General features: G+C 47.2%; 17 protein-coding genes. 14 read left to right on the top strand and 3 right to left on the bottom strand.

What is annotated here, in order from left to right; translation table 11 throughout:
• The first annotated feature begins 72 nt into the window (after positions 1-72).
• Positions 73-483 carry a F0F1 ATP synthase subunit epsilon gene (locus ACFPXP_RS03595; RefSeq protein WP_379892436.1) on the top strand — a complete coding sequence of 137 codons (411 nt, stop codon included), beginning with the start codon at positions 73-75 and terminating at the stop codon, positions 481-483.
• A 63-nt stretch (positions 484-546) separates the two neighbouring features.
• Here the strand turns inward: ACFPXP_RS03595 and ACFPXP_RS03600 are convergent, their stop codons facing one another.
• Both ACFPXP_RS03600 and ACFPXP_RS03605 read right to left on the bottom strand, forming a co-directional pair.
• Positions 547-1,140: a TetR family transcriptional regulator gene (locus ACFPXP_RS03600; protein WP_379892438.1), complete on the bottom strand. Its 594-nt coding sequence runs from the start codon at positions 1,138-1,140 to the stop codon at positions 547-549.
• A 67-nt stretch (positions 1,141-1,207) separates the two neighbouring features.
• Entirely contained in the window at positions 1,208-2,359 is a 1,152-nt protein-coding gene (locus ACFPXP_RS03605; RefSeq protein ID WP_379892440.1) for a YhgE/Pip domain-containing protein, read from the bottom strand.
• Positions 2,360-3,015: 656 nt separating this feature from the next.
• On the opposite strand from ACFPXP_RS03605, the gene ACFPXP_RS03610 reads away from it, so the two are divergent.
• The 5 genes from ACFPXP_RS03610 (at position 3,016) to ACFPXP_RS03630 (ending at position 10,644) form a co-directional block, all read left to right on the top strand.
• Positions 3,016-5,826 (top strand): S8 family serine peptidase, encoded by a 2,811-nt coding sequence (locus ACFPXP_RS03610; protein WP_379892442.1) that lies wholly within the window; start codon positions 3,016-3,018, stop codon positions 5,824-5,826.
• Positions 5,827-5,864: 38 nt separating this feature from the next.
• Complete coding sequence (locus ACFPXP_RS03615) at positions 5,865-6,128, top strand: DUF1146 family protein (protein WP_379892444.1); 264 nt, start codon at positions 5,865-5,867, stop codon at positions 6,126-6,128.
• 475 nt (positions 6,129-6,603) lie between these two features.
• Positions 6,604-7,935, top strand: coding sequence for a UDP-N-acetylglucosamine 1-carboxyvinyltransferase (gene murA, locus ACFPXP_RS03620; RefSeq protein ID WP_379892446.1), 1,332 nt, complete (start codon positions 6,604-6,606; stop codon positions 7,933-7,935).
• 599 nt (positions 7,936-8,534) lie between these two features.
• Complete coding sequence (gene spoIID, locus ACFPXP_RS03625; protein WP_379892448.1) at positions 8,535-9,632, top strand: stage II sporulation protein D; 1,098 nt, start codon at positions 8,535-8,537, stop codon at positions 9,630-9,632.
• Positions 9,633-9,687: 55 nt separating this feature from the next.
• Positions 9,688-10,644 (top strand): peptidoglycan DD-metalloendopeptidase family protein, encoded by a 957-nt coding sequence (locus tag ACFPXP_RS03630; protein WP_379892449.1) that lies wholly within the window; start codon positions 9,688-9,690, stop codon positions 10,642-10,644.
• 567 nt (positions 10,645-11,211) lie between these two features.
• On the opposite strand, the gene ACFPXP_RS03635 is transcribed toward ACFPXP_RS03630, so the two are convergent.
• Entirely contained in the window at positions 11,212-11,889 is a 678-nt protein-coding gene (locus ACFPXP_RS03635) for a DNA-binding response regulator (RefSeq protein WP_379892451.1), read from the bottom strand.
• A gap of 522 nt (positions 11,890-12,411) precedes the next feature.
• Here ACFPXP_RS03635 and spoIIID point away from each other — a divergent pair.
• The 8 genes from spoIIID to ACFPXP_RS03675 all read left to right on the top strand — a co-directional run bounded on the left by spoIIID (position 12,412) and on the right by ACFPXP_RS03675 (position 19,833).
• Positions 12,412-12,693, top strand: a complete 282-nt coding sequence (spoIIID, locus tag ACFPXP_RS03640) for a sporulation transcriptional regulator SpoIIID (protein WP_379892453.1) — start codon at positions 12,412-12,414, stop codon at positions 12,691-12,693.
• Positions 12,694-13,395: 702 nt separating this feature from the next.
• A complete protein-coding gene (mreB, locus tag ACFPXP_RS03645) occupies positions 13,396-14,391 on the top strand; it encodes a rod shape-determining protein (RefSeq protein ID WP_379892455.1) in 996 nt (331 codons plus the stop codon).
• 13 nt (positions 14,392-14,404) lie between these two features.
• Complete coding sequence (locus ACFPXP_RS03650; RefSeq protein ID WP_379892457.1) at positions 14,405-15,340, top strand: flagellar hook-basal body protein; 936 nt, start codon at positions 14,405-14,407, stop codon at positions 15,338-15,340.
• A 69-nt stretch (positions 15,341-15,409) separates the two neighbouring features.
• Complete coding sequence (locus ACFPXP_RS03655) at positions 15,410-16,294, top strand: flagellar hook-basal body protein (RefSeq protein WP_379892459.1); 885 nt, start codon at positions 15,410-15,412, stop codon at positions 16,292-16,294.
• 23 nt (positions 16,295-16,317) lie between these two features.
• Positions 16,318-16,692: a DNA-directed RNA polymerase subunit beta gene (locus ACFPXP_RS03660; protein ID WP_379892461.1), complete on the top strand. Its 375-nt coding sequence runs from the start codon at positions 16,318-16,320 to the stop codon at positions 16,690-16,692.
• Positions 16,693-16,795: 103 nt separating this feature from the next.
• Positions 16,796-17,305, top strand: a complete 510-nt coding sequence (locus ACFPXP_RS03665; protein ID WP_379892463.1) for a CDP-alcohol phosphatidyltransferase family protein — start codon at positions 16,796-16,798, stop codon at positions 17,303-17,305.
• Between the two features lie 324 nt (positions 17,306-17,629).
• Positions 17,630-18,061 (top strand): 3-hydroxyacyl-ACP dehydratase FabZ, encoded by a 432-nt coding sequence (gene fabZ, locus ACFPXP_RS03670; RefSeq protein ID WP_379892465.1) that lies wholly within the window; start codon positions 17,630-17,632, stop codon positions 18,059-18,061.
• 47 nt (positions 18,062-18,108) lie between these two features.
• Positions 18,109-19,833, top strand: a complete 1,725-nt coding sequence (locus tag ACFPXP_RS03675; RefSeq protein WP_379892467.1) for a phospho-sugar mutase — start codon at positions 18,109-18,111, stop codon at positions 19,831-19,833.
• The last annotated feature ends 55 nt before the right edge of the window (positions 19,834-19,888 follow it).

Here is a 19,888-nt window from a genome sequence, read left to right on the forward strand (position 1 = left end):
ATATGTGTTTCGGTATACTGTCCGCGGCCCTCATAGTAAAGTTTCGATAGAAACTTTCCGGGAGGAACAATCATGAGTACAATGGTATTGGAAATTGTGACGCCCGAACGCAAAGTGTACGAGAAAGAGGTTGAAATGGTTCTCGTCAAAGGAGTGGAGGGGGAATTAGGTATTTTCCCGAACCACGTCCCCCTCGTCACTCCACTAAGCATTGCTCCTGTGAGAGCAAAAGTTGGCGGAAAGGAAGAAGTGCTGGCGGTCGGCGGAGGTTTCATGGAAGTACGGAAGGACAAGGTTGTCATCTTGGCCGAATCCGCGGAATTCCCGAATGAAATCGACGTAGAGCGTGCGAATGCGGCGAAGGTTCGTGCGGAGCAAAGACTTTCGCTATCCAGTAAAGCTTCTGATGAAGTGGACTTTAAAAGGGCGGAGCTCGCATTGAAGAAGGCGCTGAATCGGATCGATGTAGCGCAACGACGTTAGTTTCGTAATTGAAAAACCCGGCTGTGCATGAAATAGCGCAGCCGGGTTTTTATATGGAAAAATTCATTTTCTCACATACCCTAGACCGCAAAGAATAAAATGCAGCGTATCTTCAACAACGTCCTCAAAGGACGCCTCTCCCTCGGTCATGAGCGGTGCGAAATATTCTTTTTGCTTATGAATGAATACGGTTCCGAGGACCATCAGCAGCGTATGATCTAGAGAACGAAAATGAAACAAGCCCTGATTCCTGCCGTTTTCCAGCAGCTGACGCAGCTTGCGCCAAATCGGAAAGGCATGCTCTCGAATCACTTCGACTCGTTCCGACATCAAAGCAATTTCCTGCTGCATGATGCTGATCAATTGAGGATCGCTGAGCCGCAGGGTCGTGATTCCTTCGATCACGTAGCGGAGACCGGCCACCGGATCCATTTGCTCGGGAGAAAATTGTTGGATCAATCGATTGGGCAGAAAAGTAGCAAACAACGAATAGAACAGCTGCTCCTTGCCGCCGAAATGGTAGGAGACCAGAGCAACATTCGCATCCGCAGCTTCACATATTTGACGGATGGAAGTACGGTCATAGCCTTGTGCAGCAAACAGCTTTTTTGCCGCCAGCAATATTCTCGTTTTAACATCATGCTCAGTTGCTGTCATCTGGATCTCCTCACCAATTCGTTATCTTCGATGATCGTGATAGTTTAAGTATGAGTGAATGTTGAATTTAGTGCAAGTCTGCTGTTCTGACCGCAGGTGTCTTTTCGCGCTTCAGCGCGGTACCCAGCAGACCGATAACCACAGCGCCGGCCATAATCAGAAGCAGCTGGAGAACACTGCCGAAAGCGGATGGACCGCCAAATAAGATATTCATGCTGCCTTCCACCGCGTATGTTGCTGGAAAAATGCTGCTGATCGCGGTATAGAAATCAGAGAGCAGCTCTCGAGGCACCATGGCCCCGGAGGACACTAACTGAGCAGATAACAAAATAATATTACACAGCATGCCGGCAACGCCGAATAAAATCACAAAAATCTGTGAAACGAACATGAAGGTCATCAGGAACAAGCCTTGAAACATCCATAACGAGAGGAATCCTTGCTCTACATGGGCTCCTAAAGCGACAACTAATGAGGAACCTACGAGTGAAATGACCGCTGCGGATATGATATTGATGAGGCTGCGTACCCCAAATTTCCGCCATTTGCTGATGGATTGGCCCAGCATCATGGAGGACTGCTCTAGATTCATGGCCATGATCATGGCCCCGACGTATGATGCGAGCACCATCATCATCGGAATCATCTGGCTGGACATCCCGGGCACGGTATTGGTGTATTGAAACTGTGACGTCACTCTTTCGGAAATGCCTTGAGAGATCGGCGTTAGCTGGTCTGCGGGAACATTTGCAGAGGACAGTACGATAGCTGCACTGCTTGCAATAGCCTCTTTGTTCACGGCAGCCGTGATCCTTGCTGCTGCTTCCGACATCATGCTTTTGATTAATGCGGGATTCGATTCGTTGATGTAATACGCTAGCTGAACCGTTTGTCCCGGCGTTTGCAGCTGATGAGAGAAGTCTCCAGGGATGTGGACAACCATTTGAACTTCCCGATCATCCAGACGGCTTTGTGCTTGTTCCAATGCGGTTTCAGTTTCAACCTGAAAAGGCAGAACCGTCTTTAAATTGTCGACCACGGCTGCACCCATCGTCTCATCCTCATTGACAACAGCGATCTTGAGCTGGTCGACGTTGTTTGTGACCCCGTCATAGCCTGTCATCCACACGATGCTGAATATAATTTGAAACATCATCGCCGTCATCATGCCTATCATCGTCGTTTTCTGCTTGAAAAAAGCTTGAAATGCTTGTTTCATGTACATTCCACTCCTATTGTAAATTTTTTGTTAAACAATCATTTTAAACATATGTTTAAATTAAACGATCGTTTAATACGATATCAAGTTCTATTTTCTGTGTCAAGAGGAAACATATTTTTGCTTATCTTCCGCTAATCGGCATTCACATAGAAACTGCGGGAACAAGCCTAGTATTACGTACGGCGTATCTACATGAAGATCGCGGTAGTCACGTTATGCAATAGAGAGCCAGTATTCGGGTTTTGTTCCAATTCAGGCTGCAGCCGACTGGATTTCAAGAAAAACAAAATTGCAGCATAGGTCATCCTTCGCCTAGAATGAGAGAAGAAACGAAAAACGCCGAAGATTTAAAGCGAAAGAATAAAATTAGATTTGATCTGGGTTACAGCCTGATTGGAAAAACTTTTTTCTATGAAATTTTGAAAAAAACAGAACAAAACGCACATTTGAAACGTCAACAATATAAGGGCTTTTTACATAAACCCCATTGTGTGCCACAGTAAAATGAATCAGTTTCCGCGAACAACACTCCAATCGCAGATGAATTGGATATTTTTTATATACCACCCTTAACACCCCTTTTAGAGGGAATTCATTTTATTCGTTTGGATTCATTCGAATGAAGCAATCATATAGCAAATGAGGCATTCGTGATGCGAAAAGGTATAACAACTAAATTGATGCTGATTGCGATTCTCAGCGTATTACAGCTGCATCTGTATCCGCTCGTATTCGCTGTGTCTGCTCATGCTGCTTCATCAGCTGCAGCGGAAGCCGGCAGTGACTCCTTGGATATTTCTACGCTGATGGAAGCTACTGAATGGATTGTAGGATGGGAAGATGAACCTCCTGCATCTTTTTTTGAGGAGTCTGTTCTAGTCGCTTCTTTTCCTGAGATTCGGGCTTATACGGTGAAGCCGGCGGAAGGATGGACCCGCGAGGCATGGCTGAAGACATGGTGCAGTCACGAGGGAATCAAATATATACAGCCGAACAGGACGGTAAGGGTGCAAGCGGCACCGAATGATTCGTTATATTCGAAGCAGACATATTTGAAGCAGATCGGGGCGGAGAAGGCATGGGACATTGCAACCCAGAATACGTCGATCAAAATTGCCGTTGTGGATACCGGAGTCGATTTGTACCATCCGGAGCTGAAAGACAATTTGGTGGAAGGTGTCAATCTCGTGACGCCTGGCGCGCTGCCTATGGATGATAACGGCCACGGGACGAATGTGGCAGGTATACTGGCGGCTATCGGCAACAACCAGACCGGTACCACCGGCGTACTCTGGAAGGCGAAAGTGATGCCCGTTAAAGCGATGGAAGCCGACGGTTCCGGAGACGAAACAAAGCTGGGGCAAGGGATTCGCTACGCCGTGGAGCATCAAGCCAAAATCGTTGTATTGTCATTAGGACTATATAAATACTCTCCATTTTTGAAGGACATTACGCAGTATGCGGAGGACGCCGGAGTATTGCTTGTGGCTGCTGCGGGCAATGACGGCGCTGAGATTCGGTTCCCTGCGGCCTATCCAACTGTGCTGGCTGTCGGTGGTGTAAGCGCCAAGAATGAGACGGAACCGGAATCGAATCGCGGACCAGAGTTAGATATCGTGGCGCCATATCGAGTGTATACGACAGCGCTCGGCGGCGGCTATGAAAACAATGCAGGCACGTCGATGGCGGCGCCTCAAGTTGCCGCAGCTGCCGCTTTAGTATGGGCTCAGGATCCGAAGCTAAAGCCGTATCAAGTTCGTAATTTGCTGATTCAGACCGCACAGGATTTAGGTCCAGCGGGCTGGGATAAAACGACAGGTTATGGTTTACTGCGTATAGATCGGGCGCTTTCCTCCGAATTAGAGGATGATATGTATGAGCCGAATCAAACGTTAAGCACTGCTGCATTACTGCAGTTAGATACGATGACGACAGCGGCTCTGTCGAATGGCGAGGATCGAGATTTTTACTCCATTTATTCTGAATATAAAGGAACTATACATTTAGCGGTTGAATCCATCAATCCGAATGAGAAGACGAATCTTCGTGCTCGCGTTTGGAAAAAGGACGGCACGGTTCTGCATACATTTAATGATTTGACAAAGCCCGTTTCATTTTCGATTCAATCTGAGGTTTTTGTCGAGGTATACGCTCGCAGCACGGACATTGATCGGCAAATCGATTATCGAATCCTTCCGGAATTTCAGATCTACAAGGATTCCTTCGAGGATAACGATGATCAATATAAAGCTTACAGCTTGCCGGCCAAAAGCACCGTTATGAAGGGGACTTTTCATCAAGTCGACGACGAGGATTGGTTCGTTATTCAAGTGGATCATGCAGGTTCTCTGCAGATCAAAGTCATTCCAGATACGAATCGGATGGATATCGCTTTGCAAATTCATAGAGTAGGGGAAAAGGCACGAAAAGTAGATGCATTTGGTGATGGAGAAACAGAATATGCACTTCTCAGTGAAGTATTGCCGGGGAAATATTATGTGCGAATTACCGACACCAGTTTTGCCAAAAACACCTACCCTGTAGCAGGAGAATACTTATTTTCTGTCGAATACAAAAAGAAATATGTCGATCCCAATGAACCGAACGACAAAGTATATCAATCTACGACAATAACGCCGCAGTACCCTTATGAAGGTGTCATTGATCCCAGCACAGATGTAGACTATTTTGAATTCACACTTACAGAGCAAAGTTATGTAACCATACAGTTATATAACATACCAAGCCAGCGCGTAATGTCGCTAAAGGTGTATGACGCGAAGCAAAATCAAATTTATGTTAAAATGTCTTCTAGTCAAAATCAAGCGATTCGTTTCGAACGTTTGCTGGAAAAGGGCAAGTACTGGATTAGTCTCTCCGCCAATCAGAGCTTCACGGATCAGCCTTATAAATTGGTTGTCAAACAGGAGAAGCTGGTATCAGGCTTCCGTGATATTGACGGACATTGGGCGGAAACGTATATTTCAGGCTTAGCTGAAGATCACATTGTCAGCGGTCTCGAAAATTATTTGTTTAAGCCGGATGCTCAGATTACACGTGCCGAAGCAGTGATGATGTTCGCAAATGCACTGAAGCTGAAAAAGTCGAAGGCTGTTTCCTTTCATGATTTGAAATCAAATCATTGGGCCTATGATGCTGTGGCGAAGGCAGTCCAAGCTGGACTCATTAGCGGATATCCGGACGGATCCTTCCGTCCTTCCGCACCGATTTCTCGCGCAGAGATGGCGATGATTCTTGCCAAGTCTTTAAAAATGAAAGGCATCTCGAAAGGAGAAAAGCCATTCGAGGATGTATCAAACAGCTATTGGGCGGCAGATGTCATTAGGCAGCTGAAGAAAGAAGGCTGGATCAGCGGTTATGATGATGGTACGTTCAAGCCAACGCAAACCGCGACTCGGGCTGAGCTCAGCGGCATTATTTACAAGCTGGTGAATGAAAAATAGGGAGTTAGTCGATGTATATTGGGATGAAGCTTAATCTTATGACAATGGCACAAGATCTGGGTGAAAGCTTAAGAAACGAAGCGGCTCAGACAGGGATGATCTATATCACCGTGAATTTGATATCGATCGCACTTTGCTGGTGGTGTCTGCAGACGTTTCGGTTCGATCTGTTTGTGAAGCAGCCGAAGAGCGGACAGGCTAAAATGCTGCAGGTCATTTTGGCAGTGATTTTAGGGTACCAATTGGCTCAATTTATATTAAGCTATGCCGAGTGGTCCTCTTCGCTTCAATTTCTTTTTTAGTCGTCTAGATGGGTTCGATGTATGGATTGCTGATGGAATAAACAACACGGGACTCCAGAAAAGCTTTTTGCCAGAAAAACACATGGATAAATGGCATCGGCAGACCACCAATGACTGCGTCCATCCGATGCTGCAGTGGAATAGTTTTCAGGCAATTGGTGAACAATGGATATTAACACCCAAAAATATGGCCAGGAAATCGAATGTTATATGACGGCTGATATTTTATAGGACTCTAAGTGCTTCAGGCTTCGATCGGATGCCGAATGCGATCGCTTCCAAAGTCCCTTCCCAGGTAATGAATGGGCACGGCTAGGAAGCCTGCGGCTGTACGGGGCAAGCGTGGATCACAAGTGCCGGATATCCATTTATTTGCAGTTGTTCGGGATGTCTGCTGGTGCTAAACTAGATACGTTATAGGTTGAATTGGCCTTCGTAGTAACAGTCGTAAATTACTTGCGCGGAGGGAACATAGATGAGCAAAATTATCGTCCGCGGCGGAAACCGGTTAACGGGAAAAGTGAAAATTAGCGGAGCGAAAAACGCGGTGCTGCCCATTATTGCAGCTTCGATATTAGGAGAGGAAGGGAGCAGCGTCATTCACGAGGCTCCTGCACTAGATGATGTAGTAACGATTACCCGAGTACTGCAAGCACTAGGCATCGATCTTACATATCATAACGAAACCATTACAGTCAATGCATCAAACATAAAATCGGTCGAAGCGCCGTACGAGCTTGTTCGAAAAATGCGTGCTTCATTCCTAGTCCTCGGACCTTTGCTGGCAAGAGTCGGAAGAGCCAAAATACCGCTGCCCGGAGGGTGTGCAATCGGCACACGTCCAATTGATCAGCATCTCAAGGGCTTTGAAGCCATGGGTGCAGAGATCAGCTTGGGTCAGGGCTATATTGATGCCAAAGTGGACGGTCGTCTCATCGGTGCTAAAATCTATTTAGATGTAGCGAGTGTGGGCGCAACGGAAAATATTATGATGGCAGCTTCCTTGGCAAAAGGCACGACCGTTATTGAAAATGCAGCTAAAGAACCGGAAATCGTCGATTTGGCCAATTACTTGAATGCAATGGGGGCGAAGGTTCGCGGAGCGGGCACGGGCGTCATTCGCATTGAAGGTGTAGAACGGCTGAAAGGCGTCGTTCATAGCGTGATTCCGGACCGAATCGAAGCAGGCACTTACATGATGGCAGCGGCGATTACAGGCGGGGATGTATATATTGACGGAGCAATCAGTGACCATCTTAAGCCGGTCATATCGAAAATGCAGGAGATGGGTGTGAATGTCGTAGAGGATGAGAACGGCATTCGTGTTTTTGTGCCTAAAGACCGGACACTCAAGGCTGTAGATGTGAAGACCTTGCCTTATCCTGGATTCCCAACCGATATGCAGGCTCAGATGATGGCGCTGCTCACGGTATCGGATGGTACGAGTGTCCTGACCGAGACCGTGTTCGAGAATCGTTTTATGCATGTCGCGGAATTGAAAAACATGAATGCGCAAATTAAGGTAGAAGGACATACGGCGATTATATCCGGCAACAGCCGTTTGACGGGCGCTAAGGTCTGCGCAACCGATTTGCGTGCAGGTGCAGCGCTTATTATTGCGGCTTTAGCCGCAGAAGGCGAGACGGAAATTTCCGATATCCACCACATTGATCGCGGATATATTCAAATATGTGAAAAACTGCGCGCTTTGGGAGCATCGGTTCGCCGGGCAGAATCGGAAGTGGAAAAGGCTGCTGAAGTCATAGAGGCACCTATTCTCAAGCCGATTCAACCTTCATGGGCTTAAACCGGACTAATTCCGATGGCAGGCATAAAGGCTAGTTATATGAAAACCTTCATCCAATTTTGATTTACAGCAGGGGCCGTCCTTAGACGGTCCCTGTTTTTCTTTCCAATAAACTACATATGCCTTCAGTTCATTGTGATCATGAGTCCCTTCTAAGGCGAATAGACCATCCTAGGTAGAAGAAGATACATCAAAGCATCGCTTCATTGGGATGCGTTGTATTTGTTCGCGGGGTGACCTTTGGGCGCTGTAAGGATCGTTTAGGCATATGAATGGGAGTGCATGCTGCGATTGACCTTTTGTGCGAGGCGGCAGCATTTCTTCTGTATGACGAAGCTTTCAACCGTTCTCCCATACCCGGCGACGTCTGCAGAAACGATTCTTCTATTATCATTAACGATGAAAGAATGAAAAAAGTTGTACTTTCTGTGAAAATATTTTTGACGTGAGGCGTTCAAAACCCGTAGTTGCCTTCTTTGGATCTAATGATGTTGCATGCACACATGAGGATATATGAGGGCGGGCGAATAAGAATGAGAAACGTGACGTTTCTATGAAAATAGTATATTCAGTTCTATCAAAGGGAACTTGTTCATAAGATGGATTATCCAGATGCGCTAACGGGAGTGGAAGCTCAAGGCATCGGAGCGAACATCATCTTAATGGACGGAGGACCGGATGTGCTTAGAAGACGTAAAAAGACGAAGCTATGGATATGGATTGGCATTTGGATCGCAGCCTTATTAATGATATCCGTCGTGCTGCCCGGTATCATCGTGAACAAAGGGGGTGGCTGGCAGGAAGCGATTCAGCTGACTCCTAAAGAGGAATTGCATATGAACGACAACAGCATCACCGTACCTGTATACATGACGGCGCAGAAGGAAATTGTAGAGCTCCCGCTGGAACAATATGTGAGAGGGGTTGTGGCGGCGGAGATGCCCGCGGAGTTCGAACTGGAGGCTTTGAAGGCGCAGGCGATTGCGGCTCGCACTTATATTATACGTAGAATGGAGCGAAGCGACTTTAGCAACGTTCCCGTAGAAGGTGCCTGGGTGACGGATTCTGTGCAGCATCAAGCTTTTATGACCGAAGAACAAATGAAAGATCGTTGGGGTTGGTTCGGATTTGCATCGAGATTGGATAAACTGACACAGGCCGTCAATGAAACCGAAGGATTGATTGTCACTTACGAAGGGGAACCGATTCAGGCCACCTTTTTCTCTACAAGCAACGGTTATACCGAAAATTCCGAAGATTATTGGGGGAATGTCATTCCATACTTAAGAAGTGTCCCCAGCCCATGGGATACACAAATTTCCCCCAAATATAAACAGACCTTTGAACTGCCCTCGGAGGATGTGCGGGATAAGCTGGGACTTCCTTCGACCGTACCGGTTAGTTTTTCTGAGGAATCATTCAAGTCAGCATCATATACAAAAGGAAAAAGAATCAAAGAGATCACCATCGAAGGAAAAACCTTTTCAGGCAGAGAAGTACGAGAAAAGCTAGGTCTCCCTTCCTCCCAATTTACGTGGGAACTGCGAGAGGGGATGGTGCATATTACGACATTCGGATATGGACATGGCGTCGGCATGAGCCAATACGGAGCACAGGGAATGGCGCTTTCAGGCAAAAAGGCGGACGACATTCTCACCTATTACTATCAAGGCGTACAAATTGAAAAATTCTATTAACTTCAGGTATAAATGGTCACCTTCTGGCAAGAATGATTGCTGAGGTGATATAAACATGAAGGAACAAAATCAAAAACAATCTGTTGACGTGCAAGAAGAAAGCTCTTCTCCAGCAGAAGAGCAGAAGCAGCCGAATTCTTCTTCCTCTATGAAAAAGATATTCGGCAAGAAGTGGGTCTTTCCAGCAGCTTACATGGCAGCCGCAGCAATTATTCTAAGCATCATGTGGGCCTATCAGAGCAGCGACAATAATTCGCTCGATGCCGACGATCTAGGGTTAAATACGCTAACCAATAACCCTGTATCCGAGCAAACGAATACCGATGCGCTGCCTGTGACGACTCCTGCGGAAGAGATGGAATGGCCTGCGGACCCTGCAGCAGTAGAAGTCGTAACGCCGTATTATGACAGTGAAGCGTCTCCTGAAGAGCAAACTGCAGCGATGATTCAGATGGATGACACCTTTATGCCGAGCTCTGGTATTTCCTTAGCAAAGCCGGATAATTCCGTCTTCGAAGTGAAGGCTGCCATGAGTGGAACTGTTACTAGAGTAGACAATGTCCCTTATATCGGCAACCTGGTAGAGATTGAGCACGAGGATGGCTTAGTCACTGTCTATTCCAGCTTAGCAGAAGTGAGTGTGGAGAAGGGTCAGACCGTGACACAGGGCGATGTGATCGCGCAAGCGGGACGCAATGAGCTGCAAAAGGATCTGGGATATCACGTTCACTTTGAAGTTATGAAAGACGGCGAGTCTGTAAACCCGAATGAGTATGTGAAAAGTGCAAGCCTGAACGTGCCTGCGGAAGATCAAAACGCGAATACGGAAGCCGTGACGGATGAGGATGCTGCGATCGAAGATGATACGCAAGCGGAAGAGACGGATGCATCGATTGAATCTGAAACGGGCGTAGAAGCGGATGCAGGAACAGATCAAGAGGCGACGGATGTGGATACGGATGCTTCTTCTGAAACAGAGCAAGGCGATACGTTAGAGATGGATGGCGAATAATTGCTGCAAGCCAAACAGCCTGTCGGAATTCCGGCGGGCTGTTTTTTTATGGGTGGCGGTTCGATCGAAACACACTCAAATGGAGCAAAGTCACACGAAGGGACATGAGCCGCCTCAAGCGATCGCGAATCGGAGTTGCCGGAATGAGTTGGAGTCACGCCAATAGGGTCGGAGACGCTGGATTGAATCAGAGCCGTCGGAATGAATCGGGAGTCGCCCGAATTGTGCGAAGCCGCACGCATGAACGGGATAGGCTCATCTGGGCCGAGGTGACTTCTTCCTCCAGGGAGGCATGCGACTTTTAGGGACTTATTGACGACGTATTCTTCGAAAAATCACCGTTTTGTCCGTTTCTGGTACTTAATTTAATGGATAGGCAGTGGAGAAGTAAGAAACAAACGAAATAAGTACGTAAAAATCCCAAAATTGCGAAAAACGCAGCACTTTAATAACGATAAGTACCTAAAAGTCGCAAATGCGACAGAGTGACTCAACTTATGGTGCGAAAGTTGCTTTATCTGTAATGTTGTGAAGTGTGAGTTGGGCTGTTGTTAAGTCATCTCGAACTCACCATACTCTAAACCTCGTTCGCACGAGACGGTAAGTGTGAATTCGCTTGGTTCCTGAAGAAGCGGCGAGCCATCCTTTTTCCAGTAAGGAACGGAGAATATGAGAGGCTTTTTTGCGCTCCACATGGAGATAAGTGACAAGATCAGATGAACGTATATCTCGGCTGAGTCTAACGGCGAGTCGAAGCGTTTCCTTTTCATAAACATCTAAAGATTCATCGAAAGTCATATCCGTTTCTCCTAAACACCTTCCGATTAATTGCTGCAAATCTTTCATACACGCGTGTGGCCTCTCGCGGATCTCATCATATGAAAAGGACATCTGCAGCCATCCATCCAACGTAAGATGCCGCATCCGTCTTTTTTCGTTGGAGAAATCCCACCGGCTGAGCTGTTTTACATGGGGGCCGTAGCCATCGATTTCAATAGCAATTCGGAAATAGGGGTGTACATAAGCGAAATCGATAAATCGGGAATACCCGCTGTAGTCGGCTACTTCGTACTCAGGGTGAAGCATATCAAATTGGCCAAATGCCGGCCACCATACGCTTTGAAGAAACGCGAGCTCGGCATGAGCATGACCTTCCACTAAGCGCCGATATCTTTCACCGTTACGAAGATGTTTATGCATCTCCAGCCACCCGCTATACTTCAACTCAAATTCACGATTCATCATGGACACCCACTCTCCTTTAGAAAATAAAAAAGCCGCTCTCATTCATCAGTCCCCAAGTGACCTTTGAATCAAAACGGCGCATGCTTTGCGTCCATACTTCTTGTAACAACTAATTCATTTTATGAGAAAATTGTATCATATGTTCATGCGGAGAATAAAGACTCCTGTCCTCCAAAAAGGGAGGCAAAAGACTCGCTTCAGCTAGCGGTCCACTACTCACGTTTTATCGCTCCGAATGCCAAAAAGTCGGGGTCATCGAATCAGGCTTTGCCGAGAAACGGTCCGAGAACAACCCGGCAAACGGAGTGAACGTGGATCATCTTTGGGGGCGTTTACCTTGCACAATATGCTGCTCCCCCCTGATGTATCTGCTGTCCATCATAGGGTATATAAAGACGTCATACGAAGGAGAAATCAGCCAAAAATGAAAGAAAAAAAGCTTGTCAGGCTTGGTTACAAAGAATATATGGCCTTCCTACTCATATAATGTAGCAAATATCTTCGAGTAGGGAGGCGAGGGGAGTGCACGATTACATCAAAGAACGGACCATCAAAATCGGAAGATGTCTGGTGGAAACGAAGCACACGGTCCGAACGATTGCGAGAGAGTTTGGTGTCTCCAAAAGCACGGTGCACAAGGATTTAACAGAAAGGTTGCCTGAAATTAACCCGGAACTGGCCAACCAAGTAAAAACGATATTGGAATATCACAAATCCATTCGGCATCTCAGGGGAGGCGAAGCGACAAAAGTAAAATATAAAAAGAAGACAACAAAAAAGGATGAATCGCTGGCCGTTCACTAAAAATGGAAGCCCTCTATATCGTACAAAATGGAATGCCGCTTGATCTAGCTCCCCAATCTACTCCGTACTAATATACATATCCAAAAGACGTACATCTCGTCCATCCACAAATCTATTCTATTTTCGACAAAAAATAGTTGTGCCGCCACCGGCTTCGTAAGATGGAAACGAAATATTCACATTCGAATATATGGATCCTATTTAAAATTGTAATCTGTTCCAGCTGGCGTCTCTCATCCATCCGAAGGCGCAGCACATGGGAAGCAAGACACATGAGCAAGGGGATTAAGGTGTGTTCGCAGGTTTATTACCTGCAGACAGTCGTCTAAATTTTGAAGTCATTAACGCAATTATTTAAAGATTTTTCTCATTATTTAGAGGAATTTTGACAAACATATCGAATTTTAGGTAATGGTATGGGAAAGTATAAGAGAATATTCCTTATACTTTCCTTTTCACAGAGAAATCGTACAAGCATGTATACGCTTCATGATCGTCTTACTTGGCACCCAGCTGTAGATGGGGTCTTTCATTCGAACAAGAATAGATCCTCCAAGATTTGATCTCTATACAGCGTAAGGCCGTAACCATATAATATGGAATGATAGGATTTTCGGACGAAAGACGGGTACATAGGCAGGTTGCTATTTGCTGCAGCATTCGGAATTTGGTCGTTGTTACGAACGGGGAGGAACCTTGGATATGTTTGCGAATGATATCGGAATTGATTTGGGTACGGCGAACGTGCTCATACATATGAAAAATAAAGGCGTCGTATTGGACGAACCGTCCGTTGTAGCGATTGAGAGCGACACGAAACGGGTACTGGCGGTGGGCGAGGAAGCTCGGCGCATGGTAGGACGGACACCGGGCAACATTATTGCGACGCGTCCGCTGCGTGACGGTGTCATTGCCGATTTTGAGATTACGGAAATTATGCTGAAGCATTTCATTCAAAAGGTGGGCGGCAAGCGCTGGTACAGTCGTCCTCGTATTTTGATTTGTGCGCCTACGAACATTACTTCCGTTGAACAGAAGGCAATTCGTGAAGCGGCGGAACGCAGCGGTGCGAAGGATGTGTTCATGGAAGAAGAGCCGAAGGCTGCGGCCATCGGTGCGGGTATGGACATTTATCAGCCGAGCGGCAACATGGTTGTCGATATCGGCGGCGGAACGACGGACGTAGCCGTGTTGTCTATGGGAGATGTCGTTACCTCGTCCTCGCTCAAGATCGCGGGGGATAAATTCGATGTTGCCATTACGAAATATATTAAAGATAAATATAAGCTGTTAATTGGTGAACGGACATCTGAAGATATTAAAATCCGAATTGGAACCGTTCTGCCGGAAGAACGCAAGGAAGAGATGGATATCCGCGGCAGAGATATGGTCAGCGGATTACCGCAGACCGTAACGATTTATTCGAATGAAATCAAGGAAGCTCTATGGGATCCCATCTCGTCGATCATTACTTCCGCCAAAACCGTACTGGAACGAACACCGCCGGAATTGTCGGCAGACATTATTGACCGGGGTGTGATTTTGACCGGCGGCGGAGCGATGCTTCACGGCTTAGATCAATTAATGGCCGATGAGCTGAAGGTACCGGTGCTGATTGCAGAAGATCCGATGCACTGTGTCGTTAAAGGAACGGGCATTATGCTGGATAACCTCGACAAAGTTTCGAAAAAGTTTTAGGAGAGATGCAGCCATGATCAGAGGATTATATACCGCAGCATCCGGAATGATGACTCAGCAGCGCAAGCATGACACGATCACGAATAATATCGCCAACGTACAGACACCGGGCTATAAAGAGCAAAATGCAGTGAGCCGATCTTTTCCAGAAGTATTGATCCACCTGCTTCGCGACAATGCGCAGCCGGGGCAAAGCTCCATTGGCCGTATGCATAACGGCGTTTACGTTGAAGAAATCATCAATCAATTTATGCAGGGCGATCTCGAAGAGACGGGCAATGCTACAGATTTCGCAATCGTATCCAATATTACGACCGTGGACGGGGAGCAGTATGCTTTTGATGAGAACGGCCAGGCCGTGACGGCAGACGGAGAGCTGGTCATTCAGCCGCAGGCCTTCTTTACGGTCCTCAATGAAGCGGGAGAAGAACGATATACGCGCAACGGTAAATTCGTGCTCGGATCCGGCGGTGAGCTGATGACGGCAGACGGTTACCAAGTGGCCGGTGCGAACGGAGAGCCGATTGTCCTGCAGAACGCAGCTGGGATCGGATTATCGATGGATCAGATTAAGCTGGGTGCTGGCGGCGTACTGATGGCAGACCAAGATCCGCTTGACGGAAGCACCGAGCAGCTTCAGCCTATTATTGACGCTAACGGTGAGCCGGCAAGGCTGTTCATATCGCAAATTAACAACCCGCATATGCTCGTGCGCGAAGGCAACGGAGTATATGCACTGTCGGGTGCGGACGAGAATCCGCCGCAGGAGGTTCAGGATTTCACACAAGTGCAGGTGCTTCAAGGCTATATGGAGCGTTCGAATGTCGATTCGGCACAAGCCATGGTTGACATGATGGCTGCGGTCAGAGCTTATGAGGCTAACCAAAAAGTCATTCAATATATGGATAGCAGCCTGGGGAAGGCCGTAAATGACGTCGGAAGAATATAATCCGGTTGATGATATCGCAGGTGACGAAATCATATGAATCATACATAAAAATACGGGGGTGAATACAGCATGAACAACTCGATGATTAGCGCGATGTCGTCGATGAACGGCTTGCAGCAAAGATTGGACATATTGGCCAATAACATTGCGAATGTGAATACCGCCGGGTACAAGCGGAAAGAGGCGAGTTTCCAGGATGTGCTGACGACTGTACAAAACCAGACGGATGAGTTCAATGAAGCGAATCGTTTGACACCGCTTGGATTGCCGCAAGGATGGGGTTCTCGTCTCGTCCTTCAGCAGACCGATTTCAGTCAAGGAACACTGCAGCAGACCGACCATCCCTATGATGTAGCACTGAACGGCAAAGGCTTGTTCGAGGTAGCGGTACCGGTAACCGATGCGAACGGGAATACGGCCATGCAGAGAGCCTTCACACGCAGCAGTGCGATGCAGCTGGTACCTTATGGCCAGCAGACTGCATTAGCTGATGCGAGCGGCAACGTATTCGTTCGGGCAGATGGACAGCCGGCGATTGTGCCAGATAACCGGCGCATTGAGATTGATGCATTCGGAAACATCCAAGCGTATAATGATCATAGCGGTGAAGCACCGGAGAATCTAGGTCAGTTAAAGGTCGTGGCTGTAGATAAGCCCGAACTGCTTCAACCGGTTGGAGAAAATTTATATATCGTTCCCGTTGATGCGAATACGGGCATGCAGATGCTAGGTGTCATTACAGATCCGGCCGATAATCTGAACGTCACGCAGGCACAAGTCATGCAGGCCTATGGCATATCAGTCCATCAAGGCTATGTAGAGCAATCCAATGTGGATATGGCCAAAGAAATGACCGACTTGATCTCGATCCAAAGAGCTTATCAGCTTAACGCGAGGGCGCTGTCCTCTGCGGATACGCTCATGAATTTGGCGAATAATTTGCGGGGCAGCTAGTTCCGCGGATAAAGGAAGTTATAATGATGACAGAACGTGAGCAATCCCGCAATCATCTATCAGAGCAGCCGCAGACATTGTCGCGCGTAGCTAGATCTCAGACAGCCAAGACTGCTTCGCCGGCCAAAAAGGCAGTGAAGCCGGAAACAGCGAAAGATAAATCAGCGGACAAAGCAGCGGATAACGCCGCGCTGGATCAGGAAGCTGCAAAACCTAAGCTTAAAGGGAAGCATAAAGGCTGGGTTTGGTTCCGCAGACTCATTGTTCCTGTCTTATGCATTGCTGCGCTTGGAGCGGGCATGTATGCGGGCTATGTGGTCATTGGCGGAGGAGACGCTTCAGATGTATGGAAGCTGGATACATGGCGGCATGTATTCGATCTTGTATTTAAGGATTAAGCTTGTATCAATAAGACTCCCTGTACGAACCGATGCAGGGAGTTTTCTTTTATGAAGGGTACATGTATAATGTTAAAGGATAAGATGCAGGGGGAGGAAAATCATGAACCTGCCAAATTTACTGACTTCGATACGCTTGGTGTTCATTCCGGTTTATGTTGTATTCTTTGGGCAGGGCCATTACGGAGCTGCATTCACGATAGTTGCGTTGTCAATATTGACGGATGTCGCGGACGGTTATATTGCGAGAAAGCGGAATCAGGTAACATATGTAGGAAGTATGCTGGATCCGCTTGCTGATAAATGTATGATGATCACGGTTATATTAACGCTGTTTTTGGAAAAATTAATTCCGTGGGAAGCAGTGGCAGCGATTCTGATTCGAGATGTTGGGATGATCTTAGGGTCACTTGTATTTCATTTTCGCGGTAAGAAAATGCCGTCAGCAAATATGCTGGGCAAGCTGACAACAGTGTTTTACTATGCAGCGATTTTGCTCCTTATTCTACAGTTGGATATCGCCGTATGGATCCTTTGGTTTGCGATCGCTTTTTCATTTTTCACTTCATTTGTATACATAGGTCAACTCAGACATGTGAATCAGAAGGCGTGAGTACACTGAAGATTTCGAGTACTCCATTGCCCTCAGTTCATACAGACGAGCGTATGATTTTTTTACATACTCTGTTTCATTGTAAAAACTAAGGAGCATATTTATAGAGATGTGCCGTTCCCTTGACGCTTATTCCTTGCTTTAGCGTTTAACGAAGATTAAACCGTCATGAAGAAGGAAGAAGCTTTGAACCGAGGAATCAGCAGTCCCTATAAATACGCTCTCTTATATCAACCCTCACTACTGCAGCTTGTGAAGGGACAATCTTATTGTGACAGAAATCGAGCTTTTTTATACGAATATGTCAAGGAAGGGGTTATCATCATGTTGAACAGTGAACAAATACAGAGCATCATTCCGCATCGGTATCCATTTCTGCTCGTCGACCGGATCATTGAGGTGGAGGAAGGAATACGAGCGGTAGGCATCAAAAATGTAACGATAAATGAACCGTTTTTTCAGGGACACTTCCCAGGTTATCCTGTCATGCCAGGGGTTCTGATTGTAGAGGCTTTAGCTCAGGTTGGCGCCGTCGCGATTATCGCAAAAGAGGAGAACCGCGGGAAGATTGGACTTCTGGCCGGTGTGGACGGTTTCCGTTTCCGCCAACAGGTGTTTCCTGGGGATACGCTTCAGTTAGAGGTTGAAATCATCCGTTTGAAAGGGATGATTGGCAAAGGAAAAGCAACTGCGAAGGTAGAAGACAAAGTTGTCGCAGAAGGCGAAATCATGTTCGCGCTTTCCGATCGGGAATAAGCTTCGTTCACATCGGACGAGGCTCTAAATATATAGAGGGAGTTGAGATGATGACGAATACGGTGATGAATACATACCAAGTGTGGCTTAATGATCCGAACATAGACGATCAGACAAAGGCAGAACTTCGTTCGATCGAGGACCAGCCAAAGGAAATTGAGGATCGTTTTTATAAGGAACTGGCGTTTGGTACTGGGGGCCTTCGCGGTGTCATTGGTGCCGGAACCAATCGGATGAACAAATATACCGTTGGTAAGGCGACACAAGGCTTGGCCAACTATATGAATCAAGTGTTTTCTCATCTAAGCCCGCCTAAGGCTGTTATTGCTCACGATTCCAGACATATGTCGCCTGAATTTGCACTGGAGTCCGCTCTAGTACTAGCGGCGAACGGGATTGAAACGTATGTGTTTCATTCGTTAAGACCGACGCCGGAGCTCTCCTTTGCAGTAAGAGAACTGGGAGCTCAAGCGGGAATAGTCATTACAGCGAGTCATAACCCTCCCGAATATAACGGATATAAAGTATATAACGAGCATGGCGGACAGCTTGTCATTCATGAGGCGGCTGCCGTCATAGAAGCGGTGAATCAGGTATCGTCATTCGATGAAATTCGCAGGTTGAGCAAGGAAGAAGCCGAGCGTCAAGGATTGCTGCATTGGATTGGCGAAGATATCGACAGCAAGTACATGGACGCTGTCGCTTCGGTCAGCTTAATGACGGAAGAGGAACGCGAGCTGATGGAGGATATTCAGATTGTGTATACGGCGCTTCACGGAACCGGTGGTACACTCGTCCCTCCGATCCTGAAGCGGCTTGGCTGTAAGAAGGTGTACACGGTGAAGGAGCAGGATCAACCGGATCCGAATTTCTCCACAGTGAAATCGCCGAATCCGGAAGAGCAGGCGGCATTCGAGATCGCGATGAAGCTGGCTGCAGAGGTCGATGCAGATATCGTCATCGGCACCGACCCGGATGCGGATCGGATGGGCGCGGTCGTGAAGGATGCTCAAGGAACGTATCAGATCTTAAGCGGCAATCAATCGGGTGCGATTATGGCGCACTATTTGTTCAGCCGAATGAAGCAGAGAGGCACGCTGCCGAACAACGGCGTTCTCATTAAAACGATTGTAACGAGTGAAATGGGTGCGAAAATTGCCGAAAGCTACGGCATTGAAGTGCAGAACACGCTAACAGGCTTTAAATTTATCGGCGAGAAGATGACACAATTTGAGCAGTCACAGGACAAGCAATTTGTGTTCGGATATGAGGAGAGCTACGGCTACTTAGCCGGCACATATGCCCGGGATAAAGATGCCATTGTGGCTTCGATGCTGATCAGTGAAGCCGCTGCTTATTACAAGGGTCAAGGGCTGACATTGGTCGATGTGCTTGAGCAGCTGTACATTCAGCACGGTTATTTCCAAGAGAAGCTCGAATCCATTACCCTCAAAGGTAAAAGCGGTATGGAGAAAATCGCTGAAATTATGTCCGACTGGCGCAGCAACAAGCCTGTCCAAATCGGGGAGACCCGAGTGGAGGCAGTCGAAGATTACATAGACGGCTTCGGCGGATTGCCTGCAGAGAACGTGCTGAAATTCAAATGCAGCGACGGCTCTTGGTTCTGCCTCAGACCTTCCGGTACGGAACCGAAGATCAAGGTGTATTTCTCGGTTTGCCGTTCCAGCATGGAAGAAAGCAGCAAAGCGATGCAGGCCCTCAGATCGTACGTCATGGATCGGGTTGAACAATTAGCTCAGGGCGTAAAGTAAGACCCCCAAGACGGAGGGGGATGTGGAACCTCTTAAGGGGGATGGCATTTTATGA

It is taken from the genome of Marinicrinis lubricantis, from assembly GCF_042658665.1.
Lineage (GTDB): Bacteria > Bacillota > Bacilli > Paenibacillales > KCTC-33676 > Marinicrinis > Marinicrinis lubricantis.

What these genes read in the sequence shown, in the direction of transcription:
- ACFPXP_RS03595 (WP_379892436.1), top strand. Translation starts at nt 73, where the DNA reads ATGAGTACAATGGTATTGGAAATTGTGACGCCCGAACGCAAAGTGTAC.
- ACFPXP_RS03600 (WP_379892438.1), bottom strand. Translation starts at nt 1,140, where the DNA reads ATGACAGCAACTGAGCATGATGTTAAAACGAGAATATTGCTGGCGGCA.
- ACFPXP_RS03605 (WP_379892440.1), bottom strand. Translation starts at nt 2,359, where the DNA reads ATGAAACAAGCATTTCAAGCTTTTTTCAAGCAGAAAACGACGATGATA.
- ACFPXP_RS03610 (WP_379892442.1), top strand. Translation starts at nt 3,016, where the DNA reads ATGCGAAAAGGTATAACAACTAAATTGATGCTGATTGCGATTCTCAGC.
- ACFPXP_RS03615 (WP_379892444.1), top strand. Translation starts at nt 5,865, where the DNA reads ATGACAATGGCACAAGATCTGGGTGAAAGCTTAAGAAACGAAGCGGCT.
- murA (WP_379892446.1), top strand. Translation starts at nt 6,604, where the DNA reads ATGAGCAAAATTATCGTCCGCGGCGGAAACCGGTTAACGGGAAAAGTG.
- spoIID (WP_379892448.1), top strand. Translation starts at nt 8,535, where the DNA reads ATGGATTATCCAGATGCGCTAACGGGAGTGGAAGCTCAAGGCATCGGA.
- ACFPXP_RS03630 (WP_379892449.1), top strand. Translation starts at nt 9,688, where the DNA reads ATGAAGGAACAAAATCAAAAACAATCTGTTGACGTGCAAGAAGAAAGC.
- ACFPXP_RS03635 (WP_379892451.1), bottom strand. Translation starts at nt 11,889, where the DNA reads ATGATGAATCGTGAATTTGAGTTGAAGTATAGCGGGTGGCTGGAGATG.
- mreB (WP_379892455.1), top strand. Translation starts at nt 13,396, where the DNA reads ATGTTTGCGAATGATATCGGAATTGATTTGGGTACGGCGAACGTGCTC.
- ACFPXP_RS03650 (WP_379892457.1), top strand. Translation starts at nt 14,405, where the DNA reads ATGATCAGAGGATTATATACCGCAGCATCCGGAATGATGACTCAGCAG.
- ACFPXP_RS03655 (WP_379892459.1), top strand. Translation starts at nt 15,410, where the DNA reads ATGAACAACTCGATGATTAGCGCGATGTCGTCGATGAACGGCTTGCAG.
- ACFPXP_RS03660 (WP_379892461.1), top strand. Translation starts at nt 16,318, where the DNA reads ATGATGACAGAACGTGAGCAATCCCGCAATCATCTATCAGAGCAGCCG.
- ACFPXP_RS03665 (WP_379892463.1), top strand. Translation starts at nt 16,796, where the DNA reads ATGAACCTGCCAAATTTACTGACTTCGATACGCTTGGTGTTCATTCCG.
- fabZ (WP_379892465.1), top strand. Translation starts at nt 17,630, where the DNA reads ATGTTGAACAGTGAACAAATACAGAGCATCATTCCGCATCGGTATCCA.
- ACFPXP_RS03675 (WP_379892467.1), top strand. Translation starts at nt 18,109, where the DNA reads ATGATGACGAATACGGTGATGAATACATACCAAGTGTGGCTTAATGAT.